Origin of the sequence: Microbacterium sp. LjRoot45, assembly GCF_964253325.1 — a bacterium.
Lineage (GTDB): Bacteria > Actinomycetota > Actinomycetes > Actinomycetales > Microbacteriaceae > Microbacterium.
The window spans coordinates 438652-463145 of the sequence record NZ_CAXUQM020000001.1; the positions used below are offsets into that span (position 1 = coordinate 438652).

At 70.9% G+C, this 24494-nt stretch carries 23 protein-coding genes; 14 read left to right on the top strand and 9 right to left on the bottom strand.

Going from position 1 to position 24494, the window contains the following annotated elements:
- Window positions 1-47: 47 nt before the first annotated feature.
- The gene (locus ACSQ18_RS01910; RefSeq protein ID WP_436035364.1) at window positions 48-695 is read right to left on the bottom strand and encodes an alpha/beta hydrolase; all 648 of its coding nucleotides are present in this window, start codon (window positions 693-695) and stop codon (window positions 48-50) included.
- Window positions 696-779: 84 nt separating this feature from the next.
- Between ACSQ18_RS01910 and ACSQ18_RS01915 the strand changes: the two genes are divergently transcribed.
- From ACSQ18_RS01915 to ACSQ18_RS01930, 4 genes are all read left to right on the top strand, one after another.
- Window positions 780-1436 carry an NUDIX hydrolase family protein gene (locus ACSQ18_RS01915; protein ID WP_436035365.1) on the top strand — a complete coding sequence of 219 codons (657 nt, stop codon included), beginning with the start codon at window positions 780-782 and terminating at the stop codon, window positions 1434-1436.
- Between the two features lie 13 nt (window positions 1437-1449).
- Window positions 1450-2265 (top strand): AlbA family DNA-binding domain-containing protein, encoded by an 816-nt coding sequence (locus ACSQ18_RS01920; RefSeq protein WP_436035366.1) that lies wholly within the window; start codon window positions 1450-1452, stop codon window positions 2263-2265.
- A gap of 26 nt (window positions 2266-2291) precedes the next feature.
- The gene (locus ACSQ18_RS01925) at window positions 2292-4205 is read left to right on the top strand and encodes a M3 family metallopeptidase (protein ID WP_436035367.1); all 1914 of its coding nucleotides are present in this window, start codon (window positions 2292-2294) and stop codon (window positions 4203-4205) included.
- A 178-nt stretch (window positions 4206-4383) separates the two neighbouring features.
- Window positions 4384-5715: a cell division initiation protein gene (locus ACSQ18_RS01930; protein WP_436035368.1), complete on the top strand. Its 1332-nt coding sequence runs from the start codon at window positions 4384-4386 to the stop codon at window positions 5713-5715.
- Between the two features lie 28 nt (window positions 5716-5743).
- Here the strand turns inward: ACSQ18_RS01930 and ACSQ18_RS01935 are convergent, their stop codons facing one another.
- Window positions 5744-6814 carry a threonine aldolase family protein gene (locus ACSQ18_RS01935; protein WP_436035369.1) on the bottom strand — a complete coding sequence of 357 codons (1071 nt, stop codon included), beginning with the start codon at window positions 6812-6814 and terminating at the stop codon, window positions 5744-5746.
- Window positions 6815-6879: 65 nt separating this feature from the next.
- On the opposite strand from ACSQ18_RS01935, the gene ACSQ18_RS01940 reads away from it, so the two are divergent.
- A complete protein-coding gene (locus ACSQ18_RS01940) occupies window positions 6880-8385 on the top strand; it encodes an MFS transporter (protein WP_436035370.1) in 1506 nt (501 codons plus the stop codon).
- A gap of 6 nt (window positions 8386-8391) precedes the next feature.
- Here the strand turns inward: ACSQ18_RS01940 and ACSQ18_RS01945 are convergent, their stop codons facing one another.
- The gene (locus ACSQ18_RS01945) at window positions 8392-9090 is read right to left on the bottom strand and encodes an SDR family oxidoreductase (RefSeq protein WP_436035371.1); all 699 of its coding nucleotides are present in this window, start codon (window positions 9088-9090) and stop codon (window positions 8392-8394) included.
- Complete coding sequence (locus tag ACSQ18_RS01950; protein WP_436035372.1) at window positions 9083-10498, bottom strand: DUF6421 family protein; 1416 nt, start codon at window positions 10496-10498, stop codon at window positions 9083-9085. Before ACSQ18_RS01950 ends, ACSQ18_RS01945 begins: the two co-directional genes overlap by 8 nt.
- Window positions 10499-10616: 118 nt before the next feature.
- Between ACSQ18_RS01950 and ACSQ18_RS01955 the strand changes: the two genes are divergently transcribed.
- The 5 genes from ACSQ18_RS01955 to ACSQ18_RS01975 all read left to right on the top strand — a co-directional run bounded on the left by ACSQ18_RS01955 (window position 10617) and on the right by ACSQ18_RS01975 (window position 15318).
- Entirely contained in the window at window positions 10617-11072 is a 456-nt protein-coding gene (locus ACSQ18_RS01955; RefSeq protein ID WP_436035373.1) for an Lrp/AsnC family transcriptional regulator, read from the top strand.
- A 79-nt stretch (window positions 11073-11151) separates the two neighbouring features.
- The gene (locus tag ACSQ18_RS01960) at window positions 11152-12339 is read left to right on the top strand and encodes a sensor histidine kinase (RefSeq protein WP_436035374.1); all 1188 of its coding nucleotides are present in this window, start codon (window positions 11152-11154) and stop codon (window positions 12337-12339) included.
- Window positions 12336-12992 (top strand): response regulator, encoded by a 657-nt coding sequence (locus ACSQ18_RS01965; RefSeq protein WP_436035375.1) that lies wholly within the window; start codon window positions 12336-12338, stop codon window positions 12990-12992. Before ACSQ18_RS01960 ends, ACSQ18_RS01965 begins: the two co-directional genes overlap by 4 nt.
- Before the next feature lie 104 nt (window positions 12993-13096).
- A complete protein-coding gene (locus tag ACSQ18_RS01970; RefSeq protein ID WP_436035376.1) occupies window positions 13097-13858 on the top strand; it encodes an ABC transporter ATP-binding protein in 762 nt (253 codons plus the stop codon).
- Complete coding sequence (locus tag ACSQ18_RS01975; protein ID WP_436035377.1) at window positions 13855-15318, top strand: FtsX-like permease family protein; 1464 nt, start codon at window positions 13855-13857, stop codon at window positions 15316-15318. The genes ACSQ18_RS01970 and ACSQ18_RS01975 overlap by 4 nt, the downstream gene beginning before the upstream one ends.
- A 118-nt stretch (window positions 15319-15436) precedes the next feature.
- Here the strand turns inward: ACSQ18_RS01975 and ACSQ18_RS01980 are convergent, their stop codons facing one another.
- Window positions 15437-15979 (bottom strand): hypothetical protein, encoded by a 543-nt coding sequence (locus ACSQ18_RS01980; RefSeq protein ID WP_436035378.1) that lies wholly within the window; start codon window positions 15977-15979, stop codon window positions 15437-15439.
- Between the two features lie 53 nt (window positions 15980-16032).
- On the opposite strand from ACSQ18_RS01980, the gene ACSQ18_RS01985 reads away from it, so the two are divergent.
- The gene (locus ACSQ18_RS01985; RefSeq protein ID WP_436035379.1) at window positions 16033-16671 is read left to right on the top strand and encodes a 2-phosphosulfolactate phosphatase; all 639 of its coding nucleotides are present in this window, start codon (window positions 16033-16035) and stop codon (window positions 16669-16671) included.
- 156 nt (window positions 16672-16827) lie between these two features.
- Here ACSQ18_RS01985 and ACSQ18_RS01990 read toward each other — a convergent pair whose 3' ends face one another.
- The 3 genes from ACSQ18_RS01990 to ACSQ18_RS02000 form a co-directional block, all read right to left on the bottom strand.
- Window positions 16828-17316, bottom strand: coding sequence for a SprT-like domain-containing protein (locus ACSQ18_RS01990; RefSeq protein ID WP_436035380.1), 489 nt, complete (start codon window positions 17314-17316; stop codon window positions 16828-16830).
- A 29-nt stretch (window positions 17317-17345) separates the two neighbouring features.
- On the bottom strand, window positions 17346-17867 hold the full coding sequence (locus tag ACSQ18_RS01995) for a hypothetical protein (protein ID WP_436035381.1): 522 nt from the start codon (window positions 17865-17867) through the stop codon (window positions 17346-17348).
- Between the two features lie 79 nt (window positions 17868-17946).
- Window positions 17947-18810, bottom strand: a complete 864-nt coding sequence (locus ACSQ18_RS02000; protein ID WP_436035382.1) for a spermidine synthase — start codon at window positions 18808-18810, stop codon at window positions 17947-17949.
- Window positions 18811-18952: 142 nt separating this feature from the next.
- Here ACSQ18_RS02000 and ACSQ18_RS02005 point away from each other — a divergent pair, with 142 nt between their 5' ends.
- The 3 genes from ACSQ18_RS02005 (at window position 18953) to ACSQ18_RS02015 (ending at window position 22655) form a co-directional block, all read left to right on the top strand.
- Window positions 18953-20617, top strand: coding sequence for an ABC transporter substrate-binding protein (locus tag ACSQ18_RS02005; RefSeq protein ID WP_144807076.1), 1665 nt, complete (start codon window positions 18953-18955; stop codon window positions 20615-20617).
- A gap of 83 nt (window positions 20618-20700) precedes the next feature.
- The gene (locus ACSQ18_RS02010; protein ID WP_301039240.1) at window positions 20701-21705 is read left to right on the top strand and encodes an ABC transporter permease; all 1005 of its coding nucleotides are present in this window, start codon (window positions 20701-20703) and stop codon (window positions 21703-21705) included.
- Window positions 21702-22655, top strand: a complete 954-nt coding sequence (locus tag ACSQ18_RS02015; RefSeq protein WP_436035383.1) for an ABC transporter permease — start codon at window positions 21702-21704, stop codon at window positions 22653-22655. The genes ACSQ18_RS02010 and ACSQ18_RS02015 overlap by 4 nt, the downstream gene beginning before the upstream one ends.
- Window positions 22656-22709: 54 nt before the next feature.
- On the opposite strand, the gene ACSQ18_RS02020 is transcribed toward ACSQ18_RS02015, so the two are convergent.
- Window positions 22710-24431: an ABC transporter ATP-binding protein gene (locus ACSQ18_RS02020; protein WP_436035384.1), complete on the bottom strand. Its 1722-nt coding sequence runs from the start codon at window positions 24429-24431 to the stop codon at window positions 22710-22712.
- Window positions 24432-24494 lie beyond the last annotated feature (63 nt).

Consider the following 24494-nt stretch of genomic DNA (forward strand, 5'->3'; position numbering starts at 1 on the left):
CTTCCTCACACTCGGGACGGGGGACACGACGATTCTATCGGAGGGCGTCAACCCCGCTCGTCGGCGAGGCGCTTCTCGAGGAAGGTGCGCACGTCCTCCAGTTCGTCCTGCGACACGCTGTGGGCGAGCCCCGGGTAGACGCGGCCGCTCAGTTCCGCGTGTTCGGGGAGCCACTGCACGGTGTGGGCGACACGGTCGACCGGGATGACCTCATCGCGCGCTCCGCGCCCCCAGAAGACGGGGGGCTTGCGCTCGGCCAGCTCGGCATCGGTCGGGAGGGGAGCGGCATCCGCGTATCCCGCGAGGGCGACGACGAAGGCGAACCGCTGCGGCTGCAGACGCAGCGCCTGCAGGGCGATCACCGCTCCCTGCGAGAAGCCCAGCAGGCCGACGACCTCGGCATCCGTCGACGCGTCCAGCCACGAGAGGAACGCGCTCGCCGCGGTCGTCGTGCCCTCCGGGTCTCGCCCGCGGAGGCCTTCGATCGGGAACCACGACCACCCCGGAGTGGGGAACGGCGGCGTGAGCGGGGCGCGGACGGCGGCGAACACGTACTCCGGCGGCAAGTGGGGCACGAGCGCGAAGAGGTCGCGTTCCTCCGAGCCGTAGCCGTGCAGGAGCACCACGAGCGGGCGCCCCGCACGCTCGGCGGGCGAGGCGCTCCACAGCACGGCGTCGGCATCCAACTCGCTCATGGCCCCATTGTCCCAAACGCCGTCCGGTCGTGTCCTCCGGCGTGCGCCCGCGCGATCGGGGGCGGGCGCGGGTATACATGGAGCATGGCCGTCCGCACCCCCGACCCCGACCCGAACGACCGCGACGACGACGGAGCGCCGCGCGATTCGCTGCGCGCGTACGGTCGCGAGGGCCACCCGGTGGGTGACGGCTCCTTCGGCTCTCCCGCCCCGGGCAACGCCGCCAACCCGGGCTGGCTGACGGAGATCGAGCTCGCCGAGGCGCGTCGGCGCCTGCCGATCCTCTACGTGGAGGCCGTTCCCGTCCGTACCGACGGCACGGGTGTCGTCACCGAGGTCGGCATCCTCCTGCGCGCCACTCCGCTCGGTGAGATCACGCGTTCGACCGTGTCGGGCCGCGTCCGCTACGGCGAGACGGTGCGCGATGCCCTCTTCCGCCATCTCGAGAACGACCTGGGGCCCATGGCCTTCCCGCTTCTCCCGCCGCAGCCGGTGCCGTTCACGGTGGCCGAGTACTTCCCGATGCCGGGCCTGAGCGCCTACCACGACGATCGTCAGCACGCCGTGTCGCTCGCGTTCGTCGTGCCGGTCACCGGCACGTGCGAGCCGCGGCAGGATGCCCTCGAGGTCACGTGGCTGACCCCCGCCGAGGCCTCCTCGGATTCGCTGGCCGCCGAGATGGAGGGCGGCCGGGGAACGCTGGTGCGGCTGGCGCTGGCCTCCGTCGGCGCCCTGCGCTGAGGCGGCCCCCGTCATGCCGCAGAGCGCGCTGCTCGTCGACTTCGCCCTCGCCCTGCCGGCGGCGCTCCTGGTGTCGTTCGTCATCGCCTGGACGCTGCGCCGCCTCTTCGGCCAACGCCTCTCGCTGCCGCTGTCGGCGATGACGATCATCTCGATCCTGGGGCTCAGCGCCGGTCTCTTCATCGCCGGCTGGTTCTTCGCCGGTCTCCGACTCTGGATGCCGACGACCATCCTCCTGGCCGCCGGCTGCAGTCTCGGGCTCTCGCTGCTCGCCTCCGCGGTCGTCGCCCTCGTGCGCCGCGACAGCGCCGCCGTCGACGTCCGCGCCCTCTTGGCGGCGGGGGAGTCCGACCGGGTCGAGTTCAAGGAGACGGCGCGCTGGAACGTGCGCGAGGACAAGAAGGACCCACGCATGGAGGCGGTGGTCGCCAAGACGGTCGCCGCGTTCCTCAACAGCAGTGGCGGCACCCTCCTCATCGGCGCCGACGACGCCGGGCGTCCGACGGGCCTGGACCGCGACCTCGCGACCTTGCGCGAACCCGACGTCGATCGGTTCGAACTGTGGCTGCGCGACATGCTCTCGACGACCCTCGGCAAGAACGCCGCGGCACTCCCGCGCATCCGCTTCGCGGACGTCGACGGCGTCACGGTGTGCGCCGTCCGCTGCCCTCGCGCTCCGGAGCCGGTGTTCCTCGCGCAGGGTCAGAGCACCGACCTGTGGGTGCGTGTCGGCAACTCGACGCGATCGTTCGGGGTCGACGAAGCGGTCTCGTACGTCGCCCGCCACTGGCGGCCGACCCTCACGACCATGCTGTTCGGGCGTCGCTGACGGATGCCACCCGTAGGCTCGAACCCATGAGTGCGCCCGAGCCCTTCGTCTTCCCGATCACCCGCGACGGCTGGCTGGCCGCCGCCACCGAGCACGCCGAGGCGGCCGTGCGGCTCGTGCGCCACTTCGACGGCCAGTTGACGGCCGGCGCGGCCACGGCATCCGAGGCCCTCGACCTCTGGAACGACGCCGATCTCGCCCTCCGCGGCACGATGAGTGAGGCCTACATCCTCAGCGAGGCGCACCCCGACGCCGACGTCCGTGCGGCGGCCGAAGCGTCGGTGCAGACGCTCGAGGCGCTCTCGTCCGCCCGGCTGCTCGACCCCGCCCTGTTCGCGGCGCTCGCCGCCTTCGAGGGCGCCGACCTGGATGCCGAGGAGGAGCGCCTCCTGTCCCACACGCTGCGCGACTTCCGTCGAGGCGGCGTGGATCTCGCGGAGGCCGACCGCGAGCGCGTGCGCGAGCTGACCGACCGCGACACCGAGCTCAGCCTGACCTTCTCCCGGAACATCCGCGAGGGCCGGCGCGAGGTGCGGGTGCATCCCGACGACCTCGCGGGACTGCCGCAGGACTTCCTCGATGCGCACCCGGCGGGAGAAGACGGGCTCGTCGTGCTCACGACGGACTATCCCGACCTCATGCCGGTGCGCGAGTACGCCACGGTGCGAGCGACGCGCACGGCCCTCGTGGCCGCCTACAACGACCTCGCGTGGCCCGAGAACGACGCCGTGCTCGCCGAGCTCCTCGCCGTGCGGGAGGAGCGGGCGCACCTGCTCGGCTACGGCGACTGGGCCGACTTCGAGACCGAGCCGCGCATGATCGGCTCCGGCGCCGCGGTCCGCGCGTTCCTGGACCGGCTCGACGAGGCGTCGCGCCCGGCGGCGGAGGCCGAGTACCCGCTGCTGCTGGAGCGTCTGCGCCACGACGAGCCGGATGCCGAAGAGGTGACGGTCGCCGACTTCTTCTATCTCCTGAGCGTGCTCCGCAACGAGCGTCACGATGTGGATGCGCAGCTCGTGCGCTCGTACTTCACGTTCGATCGCGTGCTGCCCGGAGTGCTGCAGACCGCCTCGCGGCTGCTCGGCATCGACTTCCAGCCCGTCGACGTGCCGACGTGGCATCCCGACGTGCGCAGCTACGACGTCGTGCGCGGCGACGAGCGCATCGGGCGGGTGCACCTCGACCTCCACCCGCGAGAGGGCAAGTTCAGCCACGCGGCGTGCTTCCCGTTGGCGCCGGGCATCACGGGGCGGGTGCTCCCGGAGGCGGCGCTCCTGTGCAACTTCGCGCGAGGGCTCATGACCCACGACGAGGTCACCACGTTCTTCCACGAGTTCGGTCATCTCGTGCACGACATCCTCGGCGGCGCGCAGCGGTTCGCCCGCTTCACGGGCGTGGCGACCGAGTGGGATTTCGTCGAGGCGCCGAGCCAGCTCCTGGAGGAGTGGGCGTGGGATGCCGACGTGCTGGCATCCTTCACGGCCGACGCGGACGGGCAGCCGATCCCCGCCGACCTCGTCGAGCGCATGCGGGTGGCCGACGGCTTCGGTCGGGCGCTGGAGGTGCGTCGCCAGCTCGGCCACGCGAACGTGTCGTACCACCTGCACGTCGACCGGCCCGCCGACCTCCAGGCCGCCACCGAGCACTGGTACGCGGTCACGTCTCCCGTGCAGCCGCTGCGGGGCCTGCACCCCTATGCGGGCTTCGGGCACCTCACCGGATACGGCTCCTGCTACTACACGTACCAATGGAGCCTCGTCATCGCGCGCGATCTCCGCTCCGCGTTCGGCGACGACCTCATGAACCCGGAGGTCGCCGAGCGCTACCGCCGCGAGATCCTCGAACCGGGAGGACGAAGGGATGCCGCCGACCTCGTGGCATCCTTCCTCGGCCGGCCCTACGCCTTCGACGCCTACCGGGAGTGGCTCGCGGGCAGCTGAGTCCGCCCGTGCGGCGGCGCGGTTCGTCCGCGCCGAATCGTGGCTCGGGGCCCCGCCACCCACAAGATGACGCGGATGAGTCGCCGTCGATATTGCGGTGCGCACGGCGGCGGCGGGAAGGGTACCCTTCCAAGTACCGGTGTGGTTACCCGGTATCCCCCGACCTCGCGGAGTCCTCATGCCCGACCTGCAGACCTCTCCCGGCGACGAGAACTCGCCGTTCGACGACCTCATCCGCGCCCAGGAGGGCGGCGGTGACGCGACGTTCACGACGGCGTTCCGAGGGTACGACAAGGGCGAGGTCGAGTCGGCGATCGCGGAGCTGACCACGCGGCTACGTGTGCAGGGCGAGGAGCTCTCGCAGCTGAAGGACCGCTACCGCCGCGCGGTCGCGTCGGCGAAGGCGCAGAACCAGGCGCAGTCGCAGGGCAGCAAGCGCGTGGAGGAGCTGGAGGCGGAGCTCGCCGTCGCCACCGCGAAGGCGTCCAACGCCGAGGAGCAGGTGCAGACCCTCACGGAGGAGCTGCTGGGTGCCTCGGGCGAGTCGGCGAACCGTCGCCAGTTCGAGGAGGTGCTGCACGTCGCGGAGGAGCAGGCCAGCCTGCTCATCAAGAACGCGAGCGTGCAGGCCGACCGCCTGCTCGCAGCGGCCAACGAGGAGATCCAGAACCGTCGCAAGGAGGCGCAGGCCGACGCCGACGCGATCATCGCGCGCGCCGAGCACGACGCCCAGCAGGCGCGGGTGCGCATCGACACGGAGCTCACGGCGCACGCCGCGCAGCTGGAGCGCGAGCGTGCTCACGCCGCGGAAAAGGTCGCGCAGGCCGAGCAGGAGGCGGCGACCATCCGCACCGAGTCGGAGAAGGGCGCTGCCGCTCTCCGTTCGCTCGTCGCGCGCGAGACCGAGCAGGCCCGCGCCGAGGCCGAGGAGGCGGTGCGCGAGCTGCGGATGCGCGCGCTCGAGTTCGAGGAGTCGCTGACCCGCCGGCAGGACGACGCGCAGCAGGAGTTCCTCATGCTGCACAACCAGGCCGTCGCCCACGCGGAGCGCATCACGAAGGACGCGAACGACCAGGTGGCCGCGTCGCTCGAGCACTCGCAGCGGATCACGGCCAAGGCCGACGACTTCGACCGCCTCATGCGCGCCCAGGCGTCGCAGATCGAGGCCGATGCCCACCTCAAGGCGCGCGAGCAGCTCGACCGCGCCCGCGTGAAGGCGCAGAAGATCATCGAGACCGTGACGGCCCACTCCGACTCGGTGCTCCGCGACGCCGAGGACCGCACGCGTCAGCTGCGCTGGCAGCAGCACCAGCTCACGAGCTTCATGTCGGAGGTGCGCGAGCTCATGCGGGGCGAGGCCTCCGCCGCCGGCGAGTCCGCTCCCGTGGAAGAGACGGATGCCGACGCCGACTCGAGCTCGGACGCCTCCGACGGGGCAGTGCCCGACGAGGTGGCCGAGGCGGAGCTCGACGACGCGATCGAGTCGGTCACGGCCGTCGAGCGGCGCTGAGACGTGCCGTCGGCGGCGGCGGCGGTGCTCAGCCGGCGGTCGTGAGTCGACCGAGCTCGGCCACGAACGCGTCGACGTCGCTCTCGCTCGTGTCGAACGAGCACATCCAGCGCACCTCGTTCTTCGCGGCATCCCAGTCGTAGAAGCGGAAGCTCTCGCGCAGCCGGTCGGCGACACCGTCGGGCAGCGTCGCGAACACGCCGTTGGCCTGCGTCGGCTGGCTGAAGGCGACCCCGCGGATCGATCCGTCGGCGAGGCCCGCCTCCACCGACGACCGCAGCCGCGCCGCCATGGCGTTCGCGTGGCGGGCATTGCGCAGGTACAGGTCGTCTTCGAGGAGCGCGACCAGCTGCGCCGAGACGAAGCGCATCTTGCTCGACAGCTGCATGTTGAGCTTGCGGAGGAACAGCAGACCCTCGGATGCCGCGGGGTCGAGCACGACGACGGCCTCTCCCAGCATGGCGCCGTTCTTCGTGCCGCCGAAGCTCATGACGTCGACGCCGGCGTCGCGCGTGAAGGCCCGCAGCGGTACGTCGAGTGCGGCGGCGGCGTTGGAGATGCGGGCGCCGTCGAGGTGGAGGCGCATGCCGCGTGCGTGGACGTGGTCGGCGATCGCGCGGATCTCGTCGGGCGTGTACAGGGTGCCGAGCTCGGTGGACTGCGTGATCGACACGACGAGCGGCTGCGCGCGGTGCTCGTCGCCCCAGCCCCAGGCCTCCCGGTCGATGAGCTCGGGCGTGAGCTTGCCGTCGTCGGTGGGGACGTTGAGGATCTTGATGCCCGCGACCCGCTCGGGCGCGCCGCCCTCGTCGACGTTGATGTGCGCGGTGGATGCCGCGATGACCGCGCCCCAGCGGGGCAGCATCGACTGGAGGCCGACGACGTTGGCTCCCGTGCCGTTGAACACCGGGAAGGCCTCCACGCCCTCGCCGAGATGGCGTACGAAGACCTCCTGCAGTCGCGCCGTGTAGACGTCTTCGCCGTAGGCGATCTGGTGGCCGTCGTTGGCGGCGGCGATCGCCGCGAGCACCTCGGGGTGGACGCCGGAGTAATTGTCGCTGGCGAAGCCGCGAACGGTCGTGTCGTGGAGGGTGGTCACGACATCCCAGCCTAGTTCGCGGTCCGGGGGTTCCGCGTGTCGGTGGTGCTCGCTAGCCTCGCCTCATGTCGCAACCGCAGCCTGACGCCGCCCCCTCCCGGGCGGTTCCCGCCAACGGGATGCGCACTTTCGTGCACGTGCTGGTCAACACGGCTGCGGCCAACATCACCACGAGCTTCCTGTGGTTCGCGCTCACGTTCTGGGTCTACCTGGAGACGAAGTCGGTCCTCGCGACCGGCATCATCGGCGGCGCCTACATGCTGCTCCTCGCGGTCTTCGGCATGGTTTTCGGCACGTTCGTCGACCGGCACCGCAAGCACCGCGTCATGATCCTGTCGGGGTTCGTCACCCTCGTCGCGTTCCTCCTGGCGGGCGGCATCTATCTGTCCCAGACCGAGGCGACCCTGCTCGATCTGGGCGCTCCGTGGTTCTGGCTCTTCTCGGGCATCATCCTCGCGGGCGCCGTCGTCGAGAACCTCCGCAACATCGCCCTGTCCACGACGGTCACCCTTCTCGTGCCGACCGAGCGTCACGCCAACGCGAACGGCCTCGTGGGCACCGTGCAGGGGCTCGCCTTTCTGGTGACGAGCGTGTTCTCGGGCTTCGCGATCGGCTTCCTCGGCATGGGCTGGACCCTCGTGATCGCGCTCGTCCTCACCCTCGCGGCGCTGATCCACCTGTTCCTGCTGAAGGTTCCCGAAGACGAGCCCGCGCGTGAGCCGGGGTCCAAGCTCGTCGACTTCCGGGGTGCCGCCGCCGCCATCCGGGCCGTCCCAGGCCTGTTCGCGCTCATCCTGTTCTCGACCTTCAACAATCTGGTCGGCGGCGTGTACATGGCGCTCATGGACCCCTACGGCCTCACGCTCTTCCCCGTCGAATGGTGGGGCGTCGTGCTGGCCGTCTCGTCGACGGGCTTCCTCATCGGTGGCGGCATCGTCGCCGCCAAGGGCCTCGGCAAGAACCCGATCCGTACGATGCTCTTGCTGGTCGTCGTCATGGGGCTGCTCGGATCGCTCTTCACGATCCGCGAGTGGTGGTGGCTGTATGCCCTCGGCATCTGGCTGTACATGATGCTGATCCCGGCGATCGAGGCGGCAGAGCAGACGGTCGTGCAGAAGGTGGTGCCGTTCGAGCGGCAGGGGCGCGTGTTCGGAGCGGCCACGGCGATCGAGGTGTCCGCGGCGCCGATCACCTCGTTCCTCATCGCGCCGATCGCCGAGTTCTGGATCATCCCCTACATGAACACGGATGCCGGTCAGCGCACGTGGGGGTGGCTGCTCGGCGAGGGCGAGGCGCGAGGGATCGCGCTCGTGTTCTTCTTCTCCGGCCTCATCATGGTCGTCTTCGCGATGCTCGCTTTCGCGACGAAGTCCTACCGCACGCTGTCTGCGGGCTATCGGGAAGCACCGGAGACGACCGTCGCCGCCGGTGAAGATGCGGGCGGCCAGGAAGCCGTTTCCGGCACCGCGACCGGCGCCGGTGCCGCGGCGGACGCGCCGCCGATCCCGCCCGCCTCGTCCGCGCAGGTGCGCGGTGGTGTGTCCGATCAGGGAGCGGCGCACCGCGACTGAACCGGCTCAGGCTCCGTCGGCGAGGGTGATGACCGTGTCGTTCACGGCATCCGCCTGCGCGTCCCACAGGTCCACGAACGCCGCCGCGAGGTCGGCTTCTCTTCCGGCCAGGCTCTTCACGCGGAAGATGACGGCGGCAGAGCGCAGCGGCTCACCGGCATCCCGCGCGGTCTTCGAGAAGCCCTGCGCCAGGGCGCGCGTCCACGCCTCGGTGGCCGCCTTGACGGCCGCGTAGTTCGCGCCTCCGGCGAGGGGCCGCACCACCGCCGTCGACGATACGACGGCGATCCTCGAGGCCGACGAAGCGAGCAGTTCGCCCCAGAAGGCGCGCGACGTGTGCCGCCACGCGGTGAGCGACTGCTCGAGGAAGCGGTAGTCGTCGTCGGTCTGCCCGGCCACGCCGCCACCGCCGCGCCAGCCGCCGACGAGGTGCAGGATGCCGTCGACATGCTCGCCCGTCGCCGCCAGCTGGGCCGCCAGCGCGGCGACGGCGTGCTCGTCGGTGAGATCGCAGGCGGCCGTCCGGGCACCGAGTCGCGCCAGCGGCGCGAGGCGCTCCTCATCGCGCCCCACGGCGACCACGCGCGCGCCGGCCCCCACCAGCGCACGCGTCGCCGCTTCCCCGCTGTTGCTCGTCGCCCCCGCCACGAGCACGAGGCGCCCCCCGACGCCCCGCGTCTGAGACGCGACCGTCTCGTCAGGCATCGGCGCCGGTGATCCCCGACGTCGACGCGATCACGTCGCGCATCTTCTTCTCCAACGCCTCGAAGAACATCGACAGCGGGAACTCGTCGTCCAGCACCGCGTCGGTGTATCCCTTCGGAGCACCGGCGAGCACCTCGTCGGGGAGCCCGCGGTTCCACACCGAGGCGGGATGGGGTGTGACGGTCTGGCGCACGAGGTCGTACGCGGCGAGCCAGTGCGCGACCTTCGGGCGGTCGATCGACTTCCAGTACAGCTCGTCGATCGCGTCGCCGAGCGCGACGACCGCAGCGGGCACGTCATCCCAGTCGAATGCGAGGGCCGTGTCGGTCCAGTGGAGCACGCCGCGTTGGTGCAGCCACGCGAAGAGCAGCTGCCCGCCGAGGCCGTCGTAGTTGCGCACCCGGGTGCCGGTGATCGAGAAACGGAAGATCCGATCGAAGATGACGGCGTACTGCACGAGCTTCGCGTGCTCGAGCGTCTCGGCCTCCACCTCCGACAGCTCCGCTCGCGCCCGCAGCTCCTGCTCGATCGCGACGCACTCGCGGAAGGCGGTGAGATCGCAGCGCAGCTCCTCCAAGGAGTAGAGGAAGTACGGCATCCGCTGCTTGATCATGAACGGGTCGAAGGGCAGGTCGCCGCGCATGTGGGTGCGGTCGTGGATGATGTCCCACATGACGAAGGTCTTCTCGGTGAGCGCCTGGTCATCGAGCATCCGCGCGGCGTCGTCGGGCAGGTCGAGCTTCGTGGTCTCGGATGCCGCGCGCACCACGCGCCGGTAGCGGGCGGCCTCGCGGTCCTGGAATATCGCGCCCCAGGTGAAGGTCGGGATCTCGCGCATGGCGACCGTCTCGGGGAACAGGACGGCGGAGTTCGTGTCGTAACCGGGCGTGAAGTCGAGGAGCCGGAGCGAGACGAAGAGCTTGTTCGTGTAGGTGTTCTCCAGCTCCGCGATGAACTCGGGCCAGATCACCTCGACCAGCACCGCCTCGACGTAGCGGTTGCGCGAACCGTTCTGCGTGTACATGGGGAACACCACGAGGTGGGTGAGCCCGTCGACCCGATGCTGCTGCGGCTGGAACGCGGTGAGCGAGTCGAGGAAGTCGGGCACGCCGAACCCGCCGTCGACCCAGCGCTGGAAATCATGGACGCTCGCCGCGAGGTACTCCGCGTCGTGCGGAAACAGGGGCGCGAGCGCGCGGATCGCGAGGACGATCGTCTCGACGTAGGCGCGCGCCTCCTCGTGTGCGTCGGCCTCGGGGACGGAGCCGTCCTGCACCTGCAGCTCCTGGAGAGCGGTCGCGGCATCCTTCAGGGCGAGCCACGCGGGCTGCTCGGCGATCGCCCGGCCGTCCTCGACGACCTCCGGTTCTCCGATGACGACCTTTCGGGTGGGTGCGGTCAGGGACATGGTGAACCTCCGATCAGAGCGACGTGTCGCAGCGCCGAGCCGCGAGCTCCCCGAATTCTACGAGAGAAGTTCCGCCAGGATAAATAGACGGCAGGAAATCTTCCGGTAGTTTCGACCTATGACCCTCACAGATGTCGATGCGGGAATCGTTCGAGCCCTCTCTCGCGACGGTCGTGCCACCCTCTCGCAGCTGTCGGCCGCCGTCGGACTCTCCGTCTCCGCCGTGCAGGCGCGGCTCAAGCGACTCGAAGCCGACGGCACCATCGCGGGCTATCGCGCCACGATCAACCCCGAGGCGGTGGGCAAGCCCCTCGCCGCCTTCATCGAGATCACGCCGCTCGACCCCGCCCAGCCCGACAACGCGCCCGAGATGCTCGCGCACCTCGATGAGATCGAGGCGTGTCACTCGGTGGCCGGCGTCGCGGCCTACATGCTCTTCGTCCGGGTCGCCACGCCGCGCGCCCTGGAAGAGCTGATCCGCGACATCCGCGCGGCCGCGTCGGTCAGCACCCGCACGACCGTCGTGCTCCAGACCTTCTTCGAGGGGCGCCCCCTCCACCCCGCCCGCTCCTGACGCGCGACATCGCGCTCGGCGGCGCGGATACATCCCCCGACGGATGCCGTCGGGCACCACGCTCGCGTAGCGTCGAAGGGTGTTCCGCCCCCTCGAGCGATACCAGCTGACCGTCGACATCGTCGTGGCCGTGCTGTTCTTCCTCGGCACGGTACTGTTCACCGTCCTGCCCTACGGCTACTGGAACGGCGTCGACACGACCGCGAGCGTCGTGGCGGCGGTCGTGCTGACCGCCGGATTCTCGGTGGCACTCGGCATCCGGCGGTGGTCGCCGCCCCTCGCCCTCACCCTCGCGTGGGTGCTCGCGCTCGTGCAGATGAGCTTCGGGCTCCCGCCGCTCCCGGCCAACGTCGCGATCTTCGGCATCCTGTACGTCACCGCCGCCTACGGCACGCGCACGCTGTTCTGGGTCGGATTCGCCTCCGCGGTCGTCGGCGCGGTCGCGATCACCGCCTACCTGATCGTCCCGCCGCTCATCCGCGGCGGATGGAGCCTCATGGGCGCCATCGAGGCGAATCTCATCGTCGGCATCACCGTCTTCTTCAGCGCGGCACTCGCCCTGCTCCTGTCCTGGACCGTCGGCGCGCTGGTGAGGACGGCCCTGCGCGCGCGGGAGAACCGCCGCGCCCAGGAGAGGGCTGAAGCGGAGACCGTGGTCGAGGCGGAGCGCAATCGCATCGCCCGTGACATGCACGACGTCGTCGCCCACTCGCTCGCCGTCGTGATCGCGCAGGCCGACGGCGCCCGCTACGCCGCAGCCCGCAATCCCGACGCCGCGACCGACGCGCTCGCCGCCATCTCCGGGGCCGCGCGCTCCGCCCTCGCCGACGTGCGCATGCTGCTGACGCAGCTGCGCCACAGCGAAGGACCAGGCCCGCAGCCGACCCTTGCCGATCTCGAGCAGCTCTACGCGCACGTCCGCGCCGCCGGCGTCGATCTGCGGGTCGACGTCGACCCGGCCCCTGTCGCCGAGCCGCCGGCCGCGGCCCAGCTGGCGGTGTACCGGATCCTGCAGGAGGCTCTCACCAACGCCCTCCGACACGGCGCGGGAGGTGCCGTCGACGTCGGGCTGTCGTGGCATCCTGACCGCGTGAGCCTGATCGTCCGCAACCCCGCCTCCGCCGGCTCGGCCACCGGCGACTCGCGCGGGCACGGCCTCATCGGCATGCGCGAGCGCGCACAGCTCGTGGGCGGCACGTTCGAGGCGGGACTCGACGGCGACGTCTTCACCGTGCGCGCCACCATCCCGATCGGGGCCGCGGTATGAGCACCCCGATCCGCGTCGTCCTCGTCGACGACCAGGCCCTGTTCCGCGCCGGCATCCGCATGGTCATCGACTCCCAGCCCGACCTGCAGGTCGTGGGGGAAGCCGGCGACGGCGCGGAAGCCGTGCGCGTCGTTCGGGCGCAGCGTCCCGATGTCGTGCTGATGGACATCCGGATGCCGGTGATGGACGGCCTCGCCGCCACCGCGGAGCTGCTGGCTGACCCGTCGTTCGGCGACGAGCCGCCGCGGGTCGTGATGCTGACGACGTTCGACCTCGACGAAGCGGCGGCGCGCGCCATCCGGCAAGGGGCGAGCGGATTCCTCCTGAAGGATGCCGACCCCGAGTTCCTGCTCGCCGCGATCCGCACCGTCCACGCCGGGTCGTCGGTCATCGCCGCCGCGGCCACGCGGGAGCTGTTCGCGCACTTCGGCGACACCGCGCAGACTCCACCGCCCGCGTTCGCCGCGCTCACCGATCGCGAGCGGGAGATCTTCGCGCTCGCCGCGCGCGGGCTGTCCAACGCCGAGATCGCGGCGCGCGAGTTCCTCTCGGAAGCGACCGTGAAGACCCACATCAGCCGCATCCTCACCAAGCTCGGTCTCCGTGACCGCGTGCAGCTCGTGGTGTTCGCCTTCGAGCACGGGCTCGCCTGAGCCGCGCCTCCTCCCCGCGCGCCGCCGGGATCATCCTTCCGATGTAGGTGATCGCGACGGACGGACGACGCGCCCACGCACAGGCGATCCATAACGTCGATGTCATGGAGATCACGACCACAGACCTGGGCCTCGCGGCGCGAGTGCAGAACCTCACCAAGACCTTCGGCGCCGGGGAGAGCGGCGTCCGCGCCCTCGACGCCGTCACCGTCGGCATCCGTCGCGGCGAGTTCACCGCCGTCATGGGACCGTCCGGCTCGGGCAAGTCCACGCTCATGCACATCATGGCGGGCCTCGACGCGCCGACGTCGGGCCGTGCGTGGATCGGCGACACCGACATCACGGGGCTCTCCGACCTGGAGCTCACGATCCTGCGCCGGCGCCGCGTCGGCTTCGTCTTCCAGGCGTTCAACCTCGTGCCCACCCTCGACGCGATCGGCAACATCATGCTCCCGTTCGACCTCGACGGGCGCCGCCCCTCGGCACTGGAGCGCGCACGCATCGACGGGCTCGTGGAGACCCTCGGGCTCGGGCCTCGCCTGCGGCACCGCCCGCACCAGCTGTCCGGCGGTCAGCAGCAGCGCGTCGCGATCGCTCGCGCCCTCGCCACGGCCCCCGACCTCGTCTTCGCCGACGAGCCCACCGGCAACCTCGACTCGCGCTCGAGCCGCGAGGTGCTCGCCCTCCTCGCGGCCGCCAGCCGCGAACACGGCCAGTCCATCGCGATGGTCACGCACGACCCGGTCGCCGCCTCGTACGCGGACCGCGTCGTGTTCCTCGGCGACGGACGCGTCGTCGCCGACAAGCCTCGACAGACCGCCGAGCAGATCTCGGCCCACATGCTCGCCGCCGAGGTGACGGCATGACCGCGGTCGCAGAACGGATGCCGATGACGGCATCCGTCGCGCGGGGTGCGGGTCGACTGGCGTGGCTGCGTGAACGCGGGATGGGGGCCACGATCCTCGTCGCGGCCATCTCGACAGCCTTCGGCGTCGCCCTCATCAGCGCGACCGGCTACATCGGTGCGGCCATGCTCGCCACCCCGACGTACGGCACCTCCGACACGCTCGCGGTGGTCGTCGGCATCCTGGGGATGCTGCTGCTGGCCGTCGCGGTGTACGTCGCGGCGATCGTCACCGCCAACACGTTCGCGACAATCGTCGCCGGGCGCACCCGGCGGATCGCCCTGCTGCGGCTCATCGGGGCTTCGGCACGGTCGCAGCGTACGGAGATCGCGTCGCAGGGGTTCGTCGTGGGGGCGATCGGCGCGGTGACGGGACTCGTGCTTGGCACGGCCGCGACCGCCGTCACGATCCCGATCCTCGGTCGGGCGCTCGGCGGCGGCGTCGCCTACGACGTCCTCCAGCCGACCCTCGTCCTGCCCGCGGTCGCGGTGACCCTGACCACCTGGGCGGCGGCGTGGGCGGGGTCACGGCGCGTCCTCACCGTGACCCCGCTCCAGGCCCTCGGCGGGTCGGTCGAGCAGACGCACGAGGACGTCGCGGCGCACCGCGGCCGCAACGCGGTCACCGTCGCGCTCGGTGCCCTCGGCATCCTGCTGCTCGTGGGCGGACTGCTGCTGGGGCTCCTGAGTCCGCTCGGCGTCGTGGTCGCCTTCTTCGGCGGACTGTTCTCCTTCACGGCGCTCACGCTGGCGGCGGCGGTCATCATGCCCCCGCTCCTGCGTCTGACGGGCCGGCTGTTCGGCCGCTCGGCGACGGCGCGCCTCGCGGCCGAGAACGCCTTGCGTTACCCGGAGAGGTCGAGCCGCATGGCGATCGGCGTGGTCATGGGCGTCGCGCTCGTGACGATGTTCGCGGTGGCGGCGGAGTCGGCGAAGGTGCTCATCACGGCGTCCAGCGGGGGAGAGCCCGACCTCTACTTCTCACAGATGGTCGACTCCTTTGCGGGGGTGATGATGGCCCTCGTCGCCGTGAGCGCCGTCATCGCCGCGGTCGGGCTCGTGAACCTGCTCACGATCGGTGTCGTGCAGCGGCGTCGAGAGCTCGGACTCCTCCGGGCCCTCGGACTGACGGCGCGTCAGGTGCGCAGCATGGTGCTGCTCGAGGCGACGCACGTGACGGTGACGGCGCTCGCCTTCGGGCTCGTGCTGGGCACGGCCTACGGGTGGGTGGCGGCGCAGGCGGTGCTCGGTTCGGTGCCGATGCCGCCGCTGTGGCAGTCGCCCACGCTCGTTCTGCCGGCCGTGCCGGTCGGGCCGACGCTCGTCGTCGTCGCGGCCACCGCCGTGCTGACGCTCATCGCCGCCGTCGTGCCGACGCGGCTCGCGACCCGCGCGACCCCCGTCGAGGTGCTCGCCGAGTAGAGCCGGTACCGCTGCCGCGTAGCGCTGCCGCGTGCGCTGCGTGGCGAACTCCTTCGATCCGGGCGAGAACCCGGCCCGATGCCCTTCTGGGCGCCGATCTGCGCGCGGATCGAAGGAGTTAGCCGCGCGGCCCGTCCGAGCCGGGTGCAGCCACGGGGGCCGACTCCGCTTCCGGATCGTGCGCCCAGGTCGGTGCGAGGCGCCGCAGCCGCAGGGCCCGCCACTGCCACACGGTCCACAGGACGGGCCACAGGGCGGCGGCGGTCGGTCCGCCGATAACGAGCCGCTCGCGCCACAGCGTGCGCGTCGGGTCGCCGGGCGCGGGCGACACGGCCATCTGGTGGTCCCAGACGTCGAGGGATGCCAGGGGGCCCGTCAGGGGGATGCCGCTGTCACGGAAGATGCGCACGGGGCCTTCCGTCGTCTCGGTGCGCCGATCGCTGACATGGATGAGCTGCGCGCCGAGCGGCACGGCGCCGGCGAGCATCATCCGCACGGGGACGTCGGTGCCGGGCTCGAGCGAGGTCGGCAGGCCGCCGGATGCCATCGGCTCCAGTTCGAGCAGCGGCCCGTACAGTTCGGCGACGACGCGGGGGGAGTGCAGCGCCCGCCACGCGGCGTCCGCGTCGCAGTCGAGCACGGTCTTCAGCAGGATGCGCATGCCCCAGTCTTGCACCGTCCCCGGCCTGGGGCGGAGGCCCCTAGCCTGGGACGGTGAGCTCCCCCTTCGACCAGTCCCGCTATCAGGTCCGCTTCGAGTGGGGCGCGGCCGGACTCGACCGGCTCGCCCCCGCCGACGTCGTCGTCGTGGTCGACGTGCTGAGCTTCAGCACGACGGTCGCCGACCGCGTCGGCGCCGGCGAATCGGTGCCGCTCGACGAAGCCGCGCACGCGGTGTCGCTGAATGGCGCAGCGGTCGCCGCTTACGCCGCGGCCACGGGCGCGACGGTGTTCCTCGGGTGTCTGCGCAATGCGGCGGCGACGGCGCGGGCCGTGCTCGCCGAGCAGGTTCGGCGCGGGGGACGCACGAGCATCGCCGTGATCGCCGCCGGCGAGCTCGCCTCCCGAGACGTCGGCGCCGCGCTGCGGTTCGCGGTCGAGGACCAGTTGGGGGCGGGGGCGGTCATCGACGCCCTCGGAACCCTCGGCGTCGACCACACCTCCCCGGACGCGGCGGCGGCGTGCGAGTCGTTCCGGGGACTGCGCGGCGCCGTGCGGCACCTGCTGACGGCGTCGGGATCGGGCCAGGAGCTGCTGGACCGCGACGCCCGCGACGAGGTGCTGCATGCGGCGCAGACGGATGCCGTCGCCGTCGCCACCGTGCTGCGCGACGGCGTCTTCACCGCCGCCTGACTCCCCGCCCGCGCCCCGTTCCCCCCGGTCGTTGAGCGAGGAGCGCAGCGACGAGTTGAAACGCCGAGTCGAAGTGGACCCCCGTTCCCCGGTCGTTGAGCGAGGAGCGCAGCGACGAGTCGAAACGCCGAGTCGAAACGCGAAGTTCCGCCCCCCTCAGCGGGGTGTCATGGCTGCGACCCGCGCGGCCCGCGTGATCTCGCGTCGTGTCCAGGAGAAGAGGTAGCGGTCGTCGAAGCGCGGCGAGCATTTCGCGCACGAGGTCGGGCGGGAGGCACGGCGGTGGCGGTACGCGACGTGTCCGGCCGGGCACACCCCGACCCACGGCGCGAGCTCGGTCGCCGTCTCGCCGTGGTGGGTCACCCCGCCGGTGTAGCCGATCGCGCGCGCCGCCCGCTTCCAGGCGACGCCGTGGCCGGCGCGGGCACCCGCGAGCGCGTGCGCGATCTCGTGGAGGATGGTCTGCCTGTTGGTCTCGGCGTCGTAGCGTGCGGAGAGATACCGCGACAGCGTGATGCGCTGGCGCGTGTAGTCGCAGGCGCCGGCGCGGCGCTTGGCGTTGTCGAACGCGAACGTCCACGACGCGTCGAGGTGCGCCGACATGAGCGCTTCCGCGTCGCGACGGACGTCGAGCAGATCGGTCATGCGGGCAGTGTACGTCGGGCCGCGGACACTCAGGACGCGACGGCGGTGCGACGCCGGTCGGCGGCCTCGATCGCGAGCAGCGTCGACTCCAGCTGCTCCTCCGGAGCGCCCGATTCCTGACGCAGGAAGAGCGCGCGCTTGAAGTCGGCGCGTGCGTCGGCGAAGTCGCCGGCGTCGTAGTGCACCTTGCCGCGGTGCTGGTAGGCGAACGCCGCCAGCGCCGCCCAGCGCTGGCCTTCGGCCTCTTCGGCGCACGTCGTGAGCTCCTGCACGGCGGCGGCGTAGGCACCGCGGAACTGCATGACGGTCGCGTGCAGGATGCGGGCGCGCAGCAGGTCCTTGCGGGTGCCGCCCATGCGGGCGACGCGCACCGACTGCTCCGAGACGACGAGAGCGTCCTCGAGCCGGTCGAGCACCTTCAAGAGCCACACGCGCTCCAGCAGGGCGGGAAGGCTCCGCTGATCGCCGAGTTCGCTCAGGCGCTCCTTGCAGCGACGCGGGTCGACCTTCTCGCGCAGCGTGTCCGGGTCGTATCCGAGGATGTAGCTCACCGTGTCTCCCTCCGATGCCGCGCGGTTCGCCCCTCCAGTCTCACCCGTCACTCGGCGAACATCGCGAGGGCGCGCCGGATCACCGATCGAAGACGGATGCCGCGGGCTTCGGCGACGCCTCGGCATCCGCGTCGACGCTCACCCGGGCCCCGCGCGCGAACTCGTCGAGCTCCGATCCCTGCGCGACCTTCGCGGGGTGCGGGCCGGCCGCCATGAGGCGCGGGAGCCACGTGGTCGGCAGCGGTGCGGCGGACGCCGCGATGACGAGATTGCCGAAGCGTCGGCCCTTGAGCGTCTGCACCTCGGCGAGCACGACGACGTGCTCGAGCACGGCGCGCACCGTCGCCACCTGGCGGCGCGCGAACGCCAGTCCGACGCCGTCCGCGACGTTCACGAGCAGCACACCGGTCGGTGCGAGGAGGCCCGCCAGCGTGCGGTAGTACTCGACGGTCGTGAGGTGGGCGGGCGTCTGCGCGCCGGCGAACACGTCCGAGACGACGAGGTCGGCGGCGCCCCGGAGTCCGGCAGGAAGCCGTCCGGCGACGTCGCGCGCATCGCCGATCCGCACCCGCAGCTGGGCGCCGCGGGGGAGGGGGAGGTTCTCGCGCACCAGATCGACGAGCGCCTGCTCCAGCTCGATCACCTGCTGGCGCGAACCGGGCCGCGTGTGCTCGACGTAGCGGGGGAGCGTCAGGGCGCCCGCACCCAGGTGGACGGCGGTCAGCGGCTGCCCCGGCATCCGCAGCAGGTCGATCACCGCGGCCATGCGGGCGATGTACTCGAAGTGCAGATGCGTGGGGTCGTCGAGGTCGACGTGGGACTGCGGCGTGCCGTCGACGTCGAGCTCCCACCCCCCGGCGAACCGGCTGGGCACGACGCGTGCGAGCGTTCCGTCGGACAGGCGCGCCGAGGGTCCCGCCTCCTCGATCCGTGCCCGCGCCATGTCTCCACGGTAGCCCGGACGACGAAACAGGATCGAGACAAAGGTGTAACCGTTGCTCAGCCGGTTCACAGGTAGCGTCGATCGCATCCCCGGCGGCGCATGCCCGCGCCCCATGCCGGGCTCGTACAACGGAAGGTCCACAATGCTCTTCACTTCGAGAAGGCGTGCGCTGGTCGCCGTCACGGCGGTCGCCATCAGCGGCCTCGTGCTGACGGCCTGCAGCAGCCAGCGTGGTCAGGAGGAGTCGGAGGCTCCGAGCGACGTCGACACGACGTTCGTGTTCGGCGCGTCCGGCGACCCGTCGAGCCTCGACCCCGCGTTCGCCAGCGACGGCGAGTCGTTCCGCATCTCGCGCCAGATCTTCGAGGGTCTCGTCGGCGTCGAGCCGGGAACCGCCGACCCGGCACCGCTCCTGGCGGAGTCGTGGGAGCAGTCCGAGGACGGACTGTCCTACACGTTCCAGCTCAAGGAGGGCGTGACCTTCCACGACGGCAGCGCCTTCAACGGCGACGCGGTGTGCTTCAACTTCGACCGGCAGAACAACTTCACGGGCGTCGCTCAGAGCGCGAGCATGTCGTACTACTGGGGCGCCCTCATGCGCGGCTATGCCGACACCGGCACGTCCATCTACGCCGGGTGCGAGGCCACGAGCGACACCGAGGTCGTCATCTCGCTCACGCAGCCGTTCGCAGGCTTCATCCCCGCCCTGTCGCTCCCCGCGTTCGCGATCCAGAGCCCGACGGCGCTGGAGGAGTACAACGCCGACGAGGTCGGCGGCACCGAGGAGGCTCCGACGCAGAGCGAGTACGCGACCGGTCACCCGACCGGCACCGGCCCGTTCAAGTTCGACTCGTGGGAGCCGGGCGCCGAGGCCACCGTCTCGGTCTACGACGACTACTGGGGCGAGCAGGGCCAGGTCGAGAAGGTCATCTTCAAGGTGATCGGCGACACCACCGCCCGTCGTCAGGCGCTCGAGTCGGGCTCCATCGACGGCTTCGACCTCGTGGCCCCCGCCGACCTCGGCGCCCTCGAGGACGCCGGCTTCAACCTGGTCAACCGTGCGCCGTTCAACGTCCTCTACCTCGCCTTCAACCAGGCCGCCGAGGGTCTCGACGACATCAAGGTGCGCCAGGCGCTGACGCAGGCGATCGACAAGGACGCGCTCATCTCGCAGGTGCTGCCGGAGGGCACGGTCGCGGCGACGCAGTTCATGCCCGACACGGTCATCGGCTGGAACCCCGATGTCACAACGTACGACTACGACCCGGAGGCCGCCAAGGCGCTCCTGGCCGAGGCCGGCTACGACGAGTCCAACCCGCTCGAGATCCTGTTCAACTACCCCGTGAACATCTCGCGTCCGTACATGCCCAACCCCGAGCAGATCTTCGCGAACCTGCAGAGCCAGCTCGAGGCGGTCGGCGTGAAGATCACGGCCGAGTCCAACGAGTGGGGCGAGTACCTCGACCGCATGCAGGGCGGATCCGACCACGGCATCCACCTGCTCGGCTGGACGGGCGACTACAACGACCCCGACAACTTCGTGGGCGTCTTCTTCGGCGCCGAGACGAACGAGTGGGGCTTCGACAACCCGGAGCTGTTCTCGGCGCTCACCGAGGCCCGTGGCCTCAAGACCGAAGAGGAGCAGGTTCCGGCCTACGAGGCGATCAACGAGCAGATCGCCCAGTTCATCCCGGGCGTGCCGCTGGCCCACCCCGTGCCCACGCTCGCGTTCGACGCGCGCGTCACGGAGTATCCCGCCAGCCCCGTCCAGGACGAGGTGTACAACATGATCGTGCTGTCCGAGTAAGACGGCCCGAACGGCGGATGCCGCGACCGGCGCACCCGGTCGCGGCATCCGCGTCACCTCCCCACCCACTGGAGTCGCATCCCGTGCTACGCACCATCGGTCGGCGCATCCTGCTGCTGATCCCCACCCTTCTCGGGCTCACGATCCTGCTGTTCTTCTGGGTCCGCGCCCTGCCCGGCGGTCCCGCCGTCGCCCTCCTCGGCGAACGGGCGACCCCGGAGGCGGTCGCCGAGATCAACCGGCTGTACGGCTTCGACCGGCCCCTCATCGAGCAGTACGTGACGTGGCTCGGACGGCTGCTGCAGGGCGACTTCGGCAGCTCGATCCAGACCGGACGTCCCGTCATCGAGGAGTTCGCCCGTCGCTTCCCCGCCACGATCGAACTGTCGGTCGCGGCTATGATCATCGCCGTCGGCGTCGGCATCCCGCTCGGCTACTGGGCCGCGCGGCGCCACGGGAAGTGGAGCGACCACTCTGCGGTCGCCCTCAGCCTCGTCGGCATCACGATCCCCGTCTTCTTCCTCGCGTTCATCCTCAAGTACGTCTTCGCCGTGCAGCTCGGCTGGCTGCCGTCCGACGGTCGGCAGGACGCCCGTATCGACGCGACGCACTACACGAACTTCTACGTGCTCGACGGCCTCCTCACGGGGGAGTTCGACGCCGCATGGGATGCCGTGCTCCACCTCATCCTCCCGGCGATCGCCCTCGGGACGATCCCGCTGGCGATCATCGTCCGCATCACGCGGGCGTCGGTGCTCGAGGTGCAGAACGCCGACTACGTGCGCACGGGGATGGCGAAGGGCATCTCGCGGCAGACGCTGCGCGGCCGGTTCATCCTCCGCAACGCGATGCTCCCCGTCGTGACCACCATCGGTCTGCAGACGGGGCTCCTCATCTCCGGCGCGGTCCTCACCGAGACGGTGTTCGCCTTCCCGGGCATCGGATCGTTCCTCGCGCGCGCCATCTTCACGAGGGACTTCCCCGTGCTCCAGGGGTTCATCCTCTTCATCGCCGTGCTCTACGCGCTCATCAACCTGCTGGTCGACGTCTCGTACAGCGTCATCGACCCGAGAGTGAGGGTCCAATGACTTCCGCGATCCTCCCGCCGGCGCCGGGCGGCGGTCCCGCCGACGACGCCGCCGAGCGTCAGGTGCAGAACACGCAGACGAAGGGCGGATTCTGGCGCGACGTCTTCGCGCGCCTGCGCCACAACCCGTCCGCCTGGGTCGGCGCCATCATCGTGCTGCTGTTCCTGCTCGTGGCCGCTCTCGCGCCGCTGCTGGCGCCGTTCGGGCCGACCGAGCTCCCCGGCCAGCGATACATCACGCCGACCCACATCCCCGGCCCCGGGGAGATCGCCGAGTTCCCGCTGGGACTCGACCGGTTCGGCGGCGACGTGCTGTCCAAGCTCATCTGGGGTGCGCAGGCATCCCTCATGATCGGCGTCATCTCCACGGCCCTCGGCCTCCTCGGAGGCATGATCCTCGGGCTCCTCTCCGGCATGTTCGGCGGGTGGGTCGACAACGTCATCATGCGCTTCGTCGACATCCTGCTCTCGGTGCCGAACCTGCTGCTGGCGGTGTCGATCGCGGCGATCCTCGGGCAGTCGCAGACGGCCGTCATGATCGCCATCGGTGCCTCTCAGGTGCCCGTGTTCGCGCGACTGCTGCGCGCCTCGATGCTGCAGCAGCGATCGGCGGACTACGTGCTGTCGGCGCAGACCCTCGGCCTCGGACGCGGCACCATCACGATGAGCCACGTGCTGCCGAACTCCGTCGGGCCGGTCATCGTGCAGGGCACCCTGTCGCTGGCGACGGCCGTCATCGACGCGGCGGCGCTGTCGTTCCTCGGACTCGGCGGCGGCCTGCCGCAGACCGCCGAGTGGGGACGCATGCTCACCTACGCGCAGGCGGAACTGGCGATCGCCCCGTGGCTCGCGTTCCTTCCCGGCATCTGCATCTCGGTCACCGCGCTGGGCTTCACACTGCTCGGCGAAGCGCTCCGCGAGGCCATGGACCCCCGCACCCGCGCACGCTGACCGGCATCCGCCCGCCTCACGCGGCGCGACGGTGACGCGGCGCGACGTGTCGCGTCAGACCGCGATGTCGAGCTCGTTGCCGGGGATGGATGCCAGCAGGCGCCGCGTGTACGGGTCGCGGGGGTTCGTGAAGATCTCCTCGCTGGAAGCGGCCTCCACGAGCTGACCGTCCTTCATGACGCACACGTAGTCGCTGATGAGACGCACGACGGCGAGGTCGTGGGAGATGAAGAGGTAGCTCAGGCCGTATTCCGACTGGAGGTCGCGCAGGAGCGTGAGGATCTGATCCTGCACGAGCACGTCGAGCGCCGACACGGGCTCGTCGCACACGATGAGCTCGGGGTTGAGCGCGAGGGCCCGCGCGATCGCGACACGCTGGCGCTGTCCTCCCGAGAGCTCCGACGGGTAGCGGCGCAGCATCGTCTGGGGGAGGGCGACGTCGTCGAGGAGCTGCCGCACGCGCGCGTCGCGCTCTTTCGCCGAGCCGCGCTTGTAGAAGTCGAGTGGCTCCGAGACGATGCGCTCGATCGTGAACATGGGGTTCAGCGACGAGTATGGGTCCTGGAAGATGGGCTGCACCTTTTGACGGAACTCGCGGAGCGCGCGACCCTTGAGCGTCGCGACGTCCTGTCCCTCGAACCGGAGAGCTCCCGACGTCGGCTCCACCACCTTCAACAGCATCCGCGCCGTCGTGGTCTTGCCCGAGCCCGACTCGCCCACGATCGCGACGGTCTCGCCGCGCGGGATCGCGAAGGAGACGTCGGAGACCGCCGTGAAGTCCTCCTTCTTGCCGCGGATCTTGTACACCTTGGTGAGGTTCTCGACCTCGACGATGTTGTCGACGGGGGCGGGCGCCGTGGCATCCGGTGTCGTCGGTGCGGCGCTCGCCGGGCCGTCTGTCACCGGGACGTCCGTCGACGGTCGGGCGTCGGTGCGGAATACCTCGGGCCGCAGGCGGGCGACCGCCACCGAGGGCGCCGCCTTGACGAGTGCCTGCGTGTAGGCGTGCTGCGGGTCTTCGAGGATCTGGCGGGCGGGGCCCTGTTCGACGATGCGGCCGCGGTTCATGACGATGACGCGAGCGGCGCGCTCGGCCGCGAGGCCGAGGTCGTGGGTGATGAGCAGGACCGACGTGCCGAGGTCGGTCGTCATGCGGTCGAGCTGATCCAGGATCGTCTTCTGCACCGTGACGTCGAGGGCGCTCGTCGGTTCGTCGGCGATGAGGAGCCGTGGATTGCACGCGAGTCCGATCGCGATGAGCGCGCGCTGCCGCATGCCGCCGGAGAACTCGTGCGGGTACTGCTTCGCCCGCTCCGCCGCGTCGGGGAGTCCCGCCGCGGCGAGCGTCTCGACGACCTTGCGGTCGACGTCCTTCGTCGTCGCCAAGCCGTGCGCGAGGAGCGTCTCGGCGACCTGCGTCCCGATCTTCGAGACGGGGTTCAGGTTCGACATCGGGTCTTGCGGCACGAGGCCGATCTGCGCGCCGCGGACCTTCCGCATCCTCGACTCCGACGCGCCGACCAGCTCCTGCCCGTCGAGCGTGATGCTGCCCCGGACGACCTTCCCGTTGCCCGGGAGGAGGCCGATGACGGCCATCGCCGTGGTCGACTTGCCCGACCCGGACTCGCCGACGATCGCGACGGTCTCGCCGGCGGCGATCTCGAGGTCGGCGGCTTCGACCGCGTGGACCACACCGCCCACCGTGCGGAAGTCGACGGCCATATCGCGGACCTGGAGGAGCGGCGTCGCTGCCGCCGGGCGGGTCTGGAGGGACATGCGACCATCCTGCCCCGCAGCGGGTCGCCGCGCACGGTCCGCGTCGCGGTCTTTACGCAGTCG

Coding starts and splice junctions, on each gene's coding strand:
- ACSQ18_RS01915 (WP_436035365.1), top strand. CDS start 780: ATGGCCGTCCGCACCCCCGACCCCGACCCGAACGACCGCGACGACGAC.
- ACSQ18_RS01965 (WP_436035375.1), top strand. CDS start 12,336: ATGAGCACCCCGATCCGCGTCGTCCTCGTCGACGACCAGGCCCTGTTC.
- ACSQ18_RS01990 (WP_436035380.1), bottom strand. CDS start 17,316: ATGACCGATCTGCTCGACGTCCGTCGCGACGCGGAAGCGCTCATGTCG.
- ACSQ18_RS01940 (WP_436035370.1), top strand. CDS start 6,880: ATGTCGCAACCGCAGCCTGACGCCGCCCCCTCCCGGGCGGTTCCCGCC.
- ACSQ18_RS01920 (WP_436035366.1), top strand. CDS start 1,450: ATGCCGCAGAGCGCGCTGCTCGTCGACTTCGCCCTCGCCCTGCCGGCG.
- ACSQ18_RS02005 (WP_144807076.1), top strand. CDS start 18,953: ATGCTCTTCACTTCGAGAAGGCGTGCGCTGGTCGCCGTCACGGCGGTC.
- ACSQ18_RS01975 (WP_436035377.1), top strand. CDS start 13,855: ATGACCGCGGTCGCAGAACGGATGCCGATGACGGCATCCGTCGCGCGG.
- ACSQ18_RS01945 (WP_436035371.1), bottom strand. CDS start 9,090: ATGCCTGACGAGACGGTCGCGTCTCAGACGCGGGGCGTCGGGGGGCGC.
- ACSQ18_RS01930 (WP_436035368.1), top strand. CDS start 4,384: ATGCCCGACCTGCAGACCTCTCCCGGCGACGAGAACTCGCCGTTCGAC.
- ACSQ18_RS01970 (WP_436035376.1), top strand. CDS start 13,097: ATGGAGATCACGACCACAGACCTGGGCCTCGCGGCGCGAGTGCAGAAC.
- ACSQ18_RS02020 (WP_436035384.1), bottom strand. CDS start 24,431: ATGTCCCTCCAGACCCGCCCGGCGGCAGCGACGCCGCTCCTCCAGGTC.
- ACSQ18_RS01955 (WP_436035373.1), top strand. CDS start 10,617: ATGACCCTCACAGATGTCGATGCGGGAATCGTTCGAGCCCTCTCTCGC.
- ACSQ18_RS02015 (WP_436035383.1), top strand. CDS start 21,702: ATGACTTCCGCGATCCTCCCGCCGGCGCCGGGCGGCGGTCCCGCCGAC.
- ACSQ18_RS01980 (WP_436035378.1), bottom strand. CDS start 15,979: ATGCGCATCCTGCTGAAGACCGTGCTCGACTGCGACGCGGACGCCGCG.
- ACSQ18_RS01950 (WP_436035372.1), bottom strand. CDS start 10,498: ATGTCCCTGACCGCACCCACCCGAAAGGTCGTCATCGGAGAACCGGAG.
- ACSQ18_RS02000 (WP_436035382.1), bottom strand. CDS start 18,810: ATGGCGCGGGCACGGATCGAGGAGGCGGGACCCTCGGCGCGCCTGTCC.
- ACSQ18_RS01925 (WP_436035367.1), top strand. CDS start 2,292: ATGAGTGCGCCCGAGCCCTTCGTCTTCCCGATCACCCGCGACGGCTGG.
- ACSQ18_RS01910 (WP_436035364.1), bottom strand. CDS start 695: ATGAGCGAGTTGGATGCCGACGCCGTGCTGTGGAGCGCCTCGCCCGCC.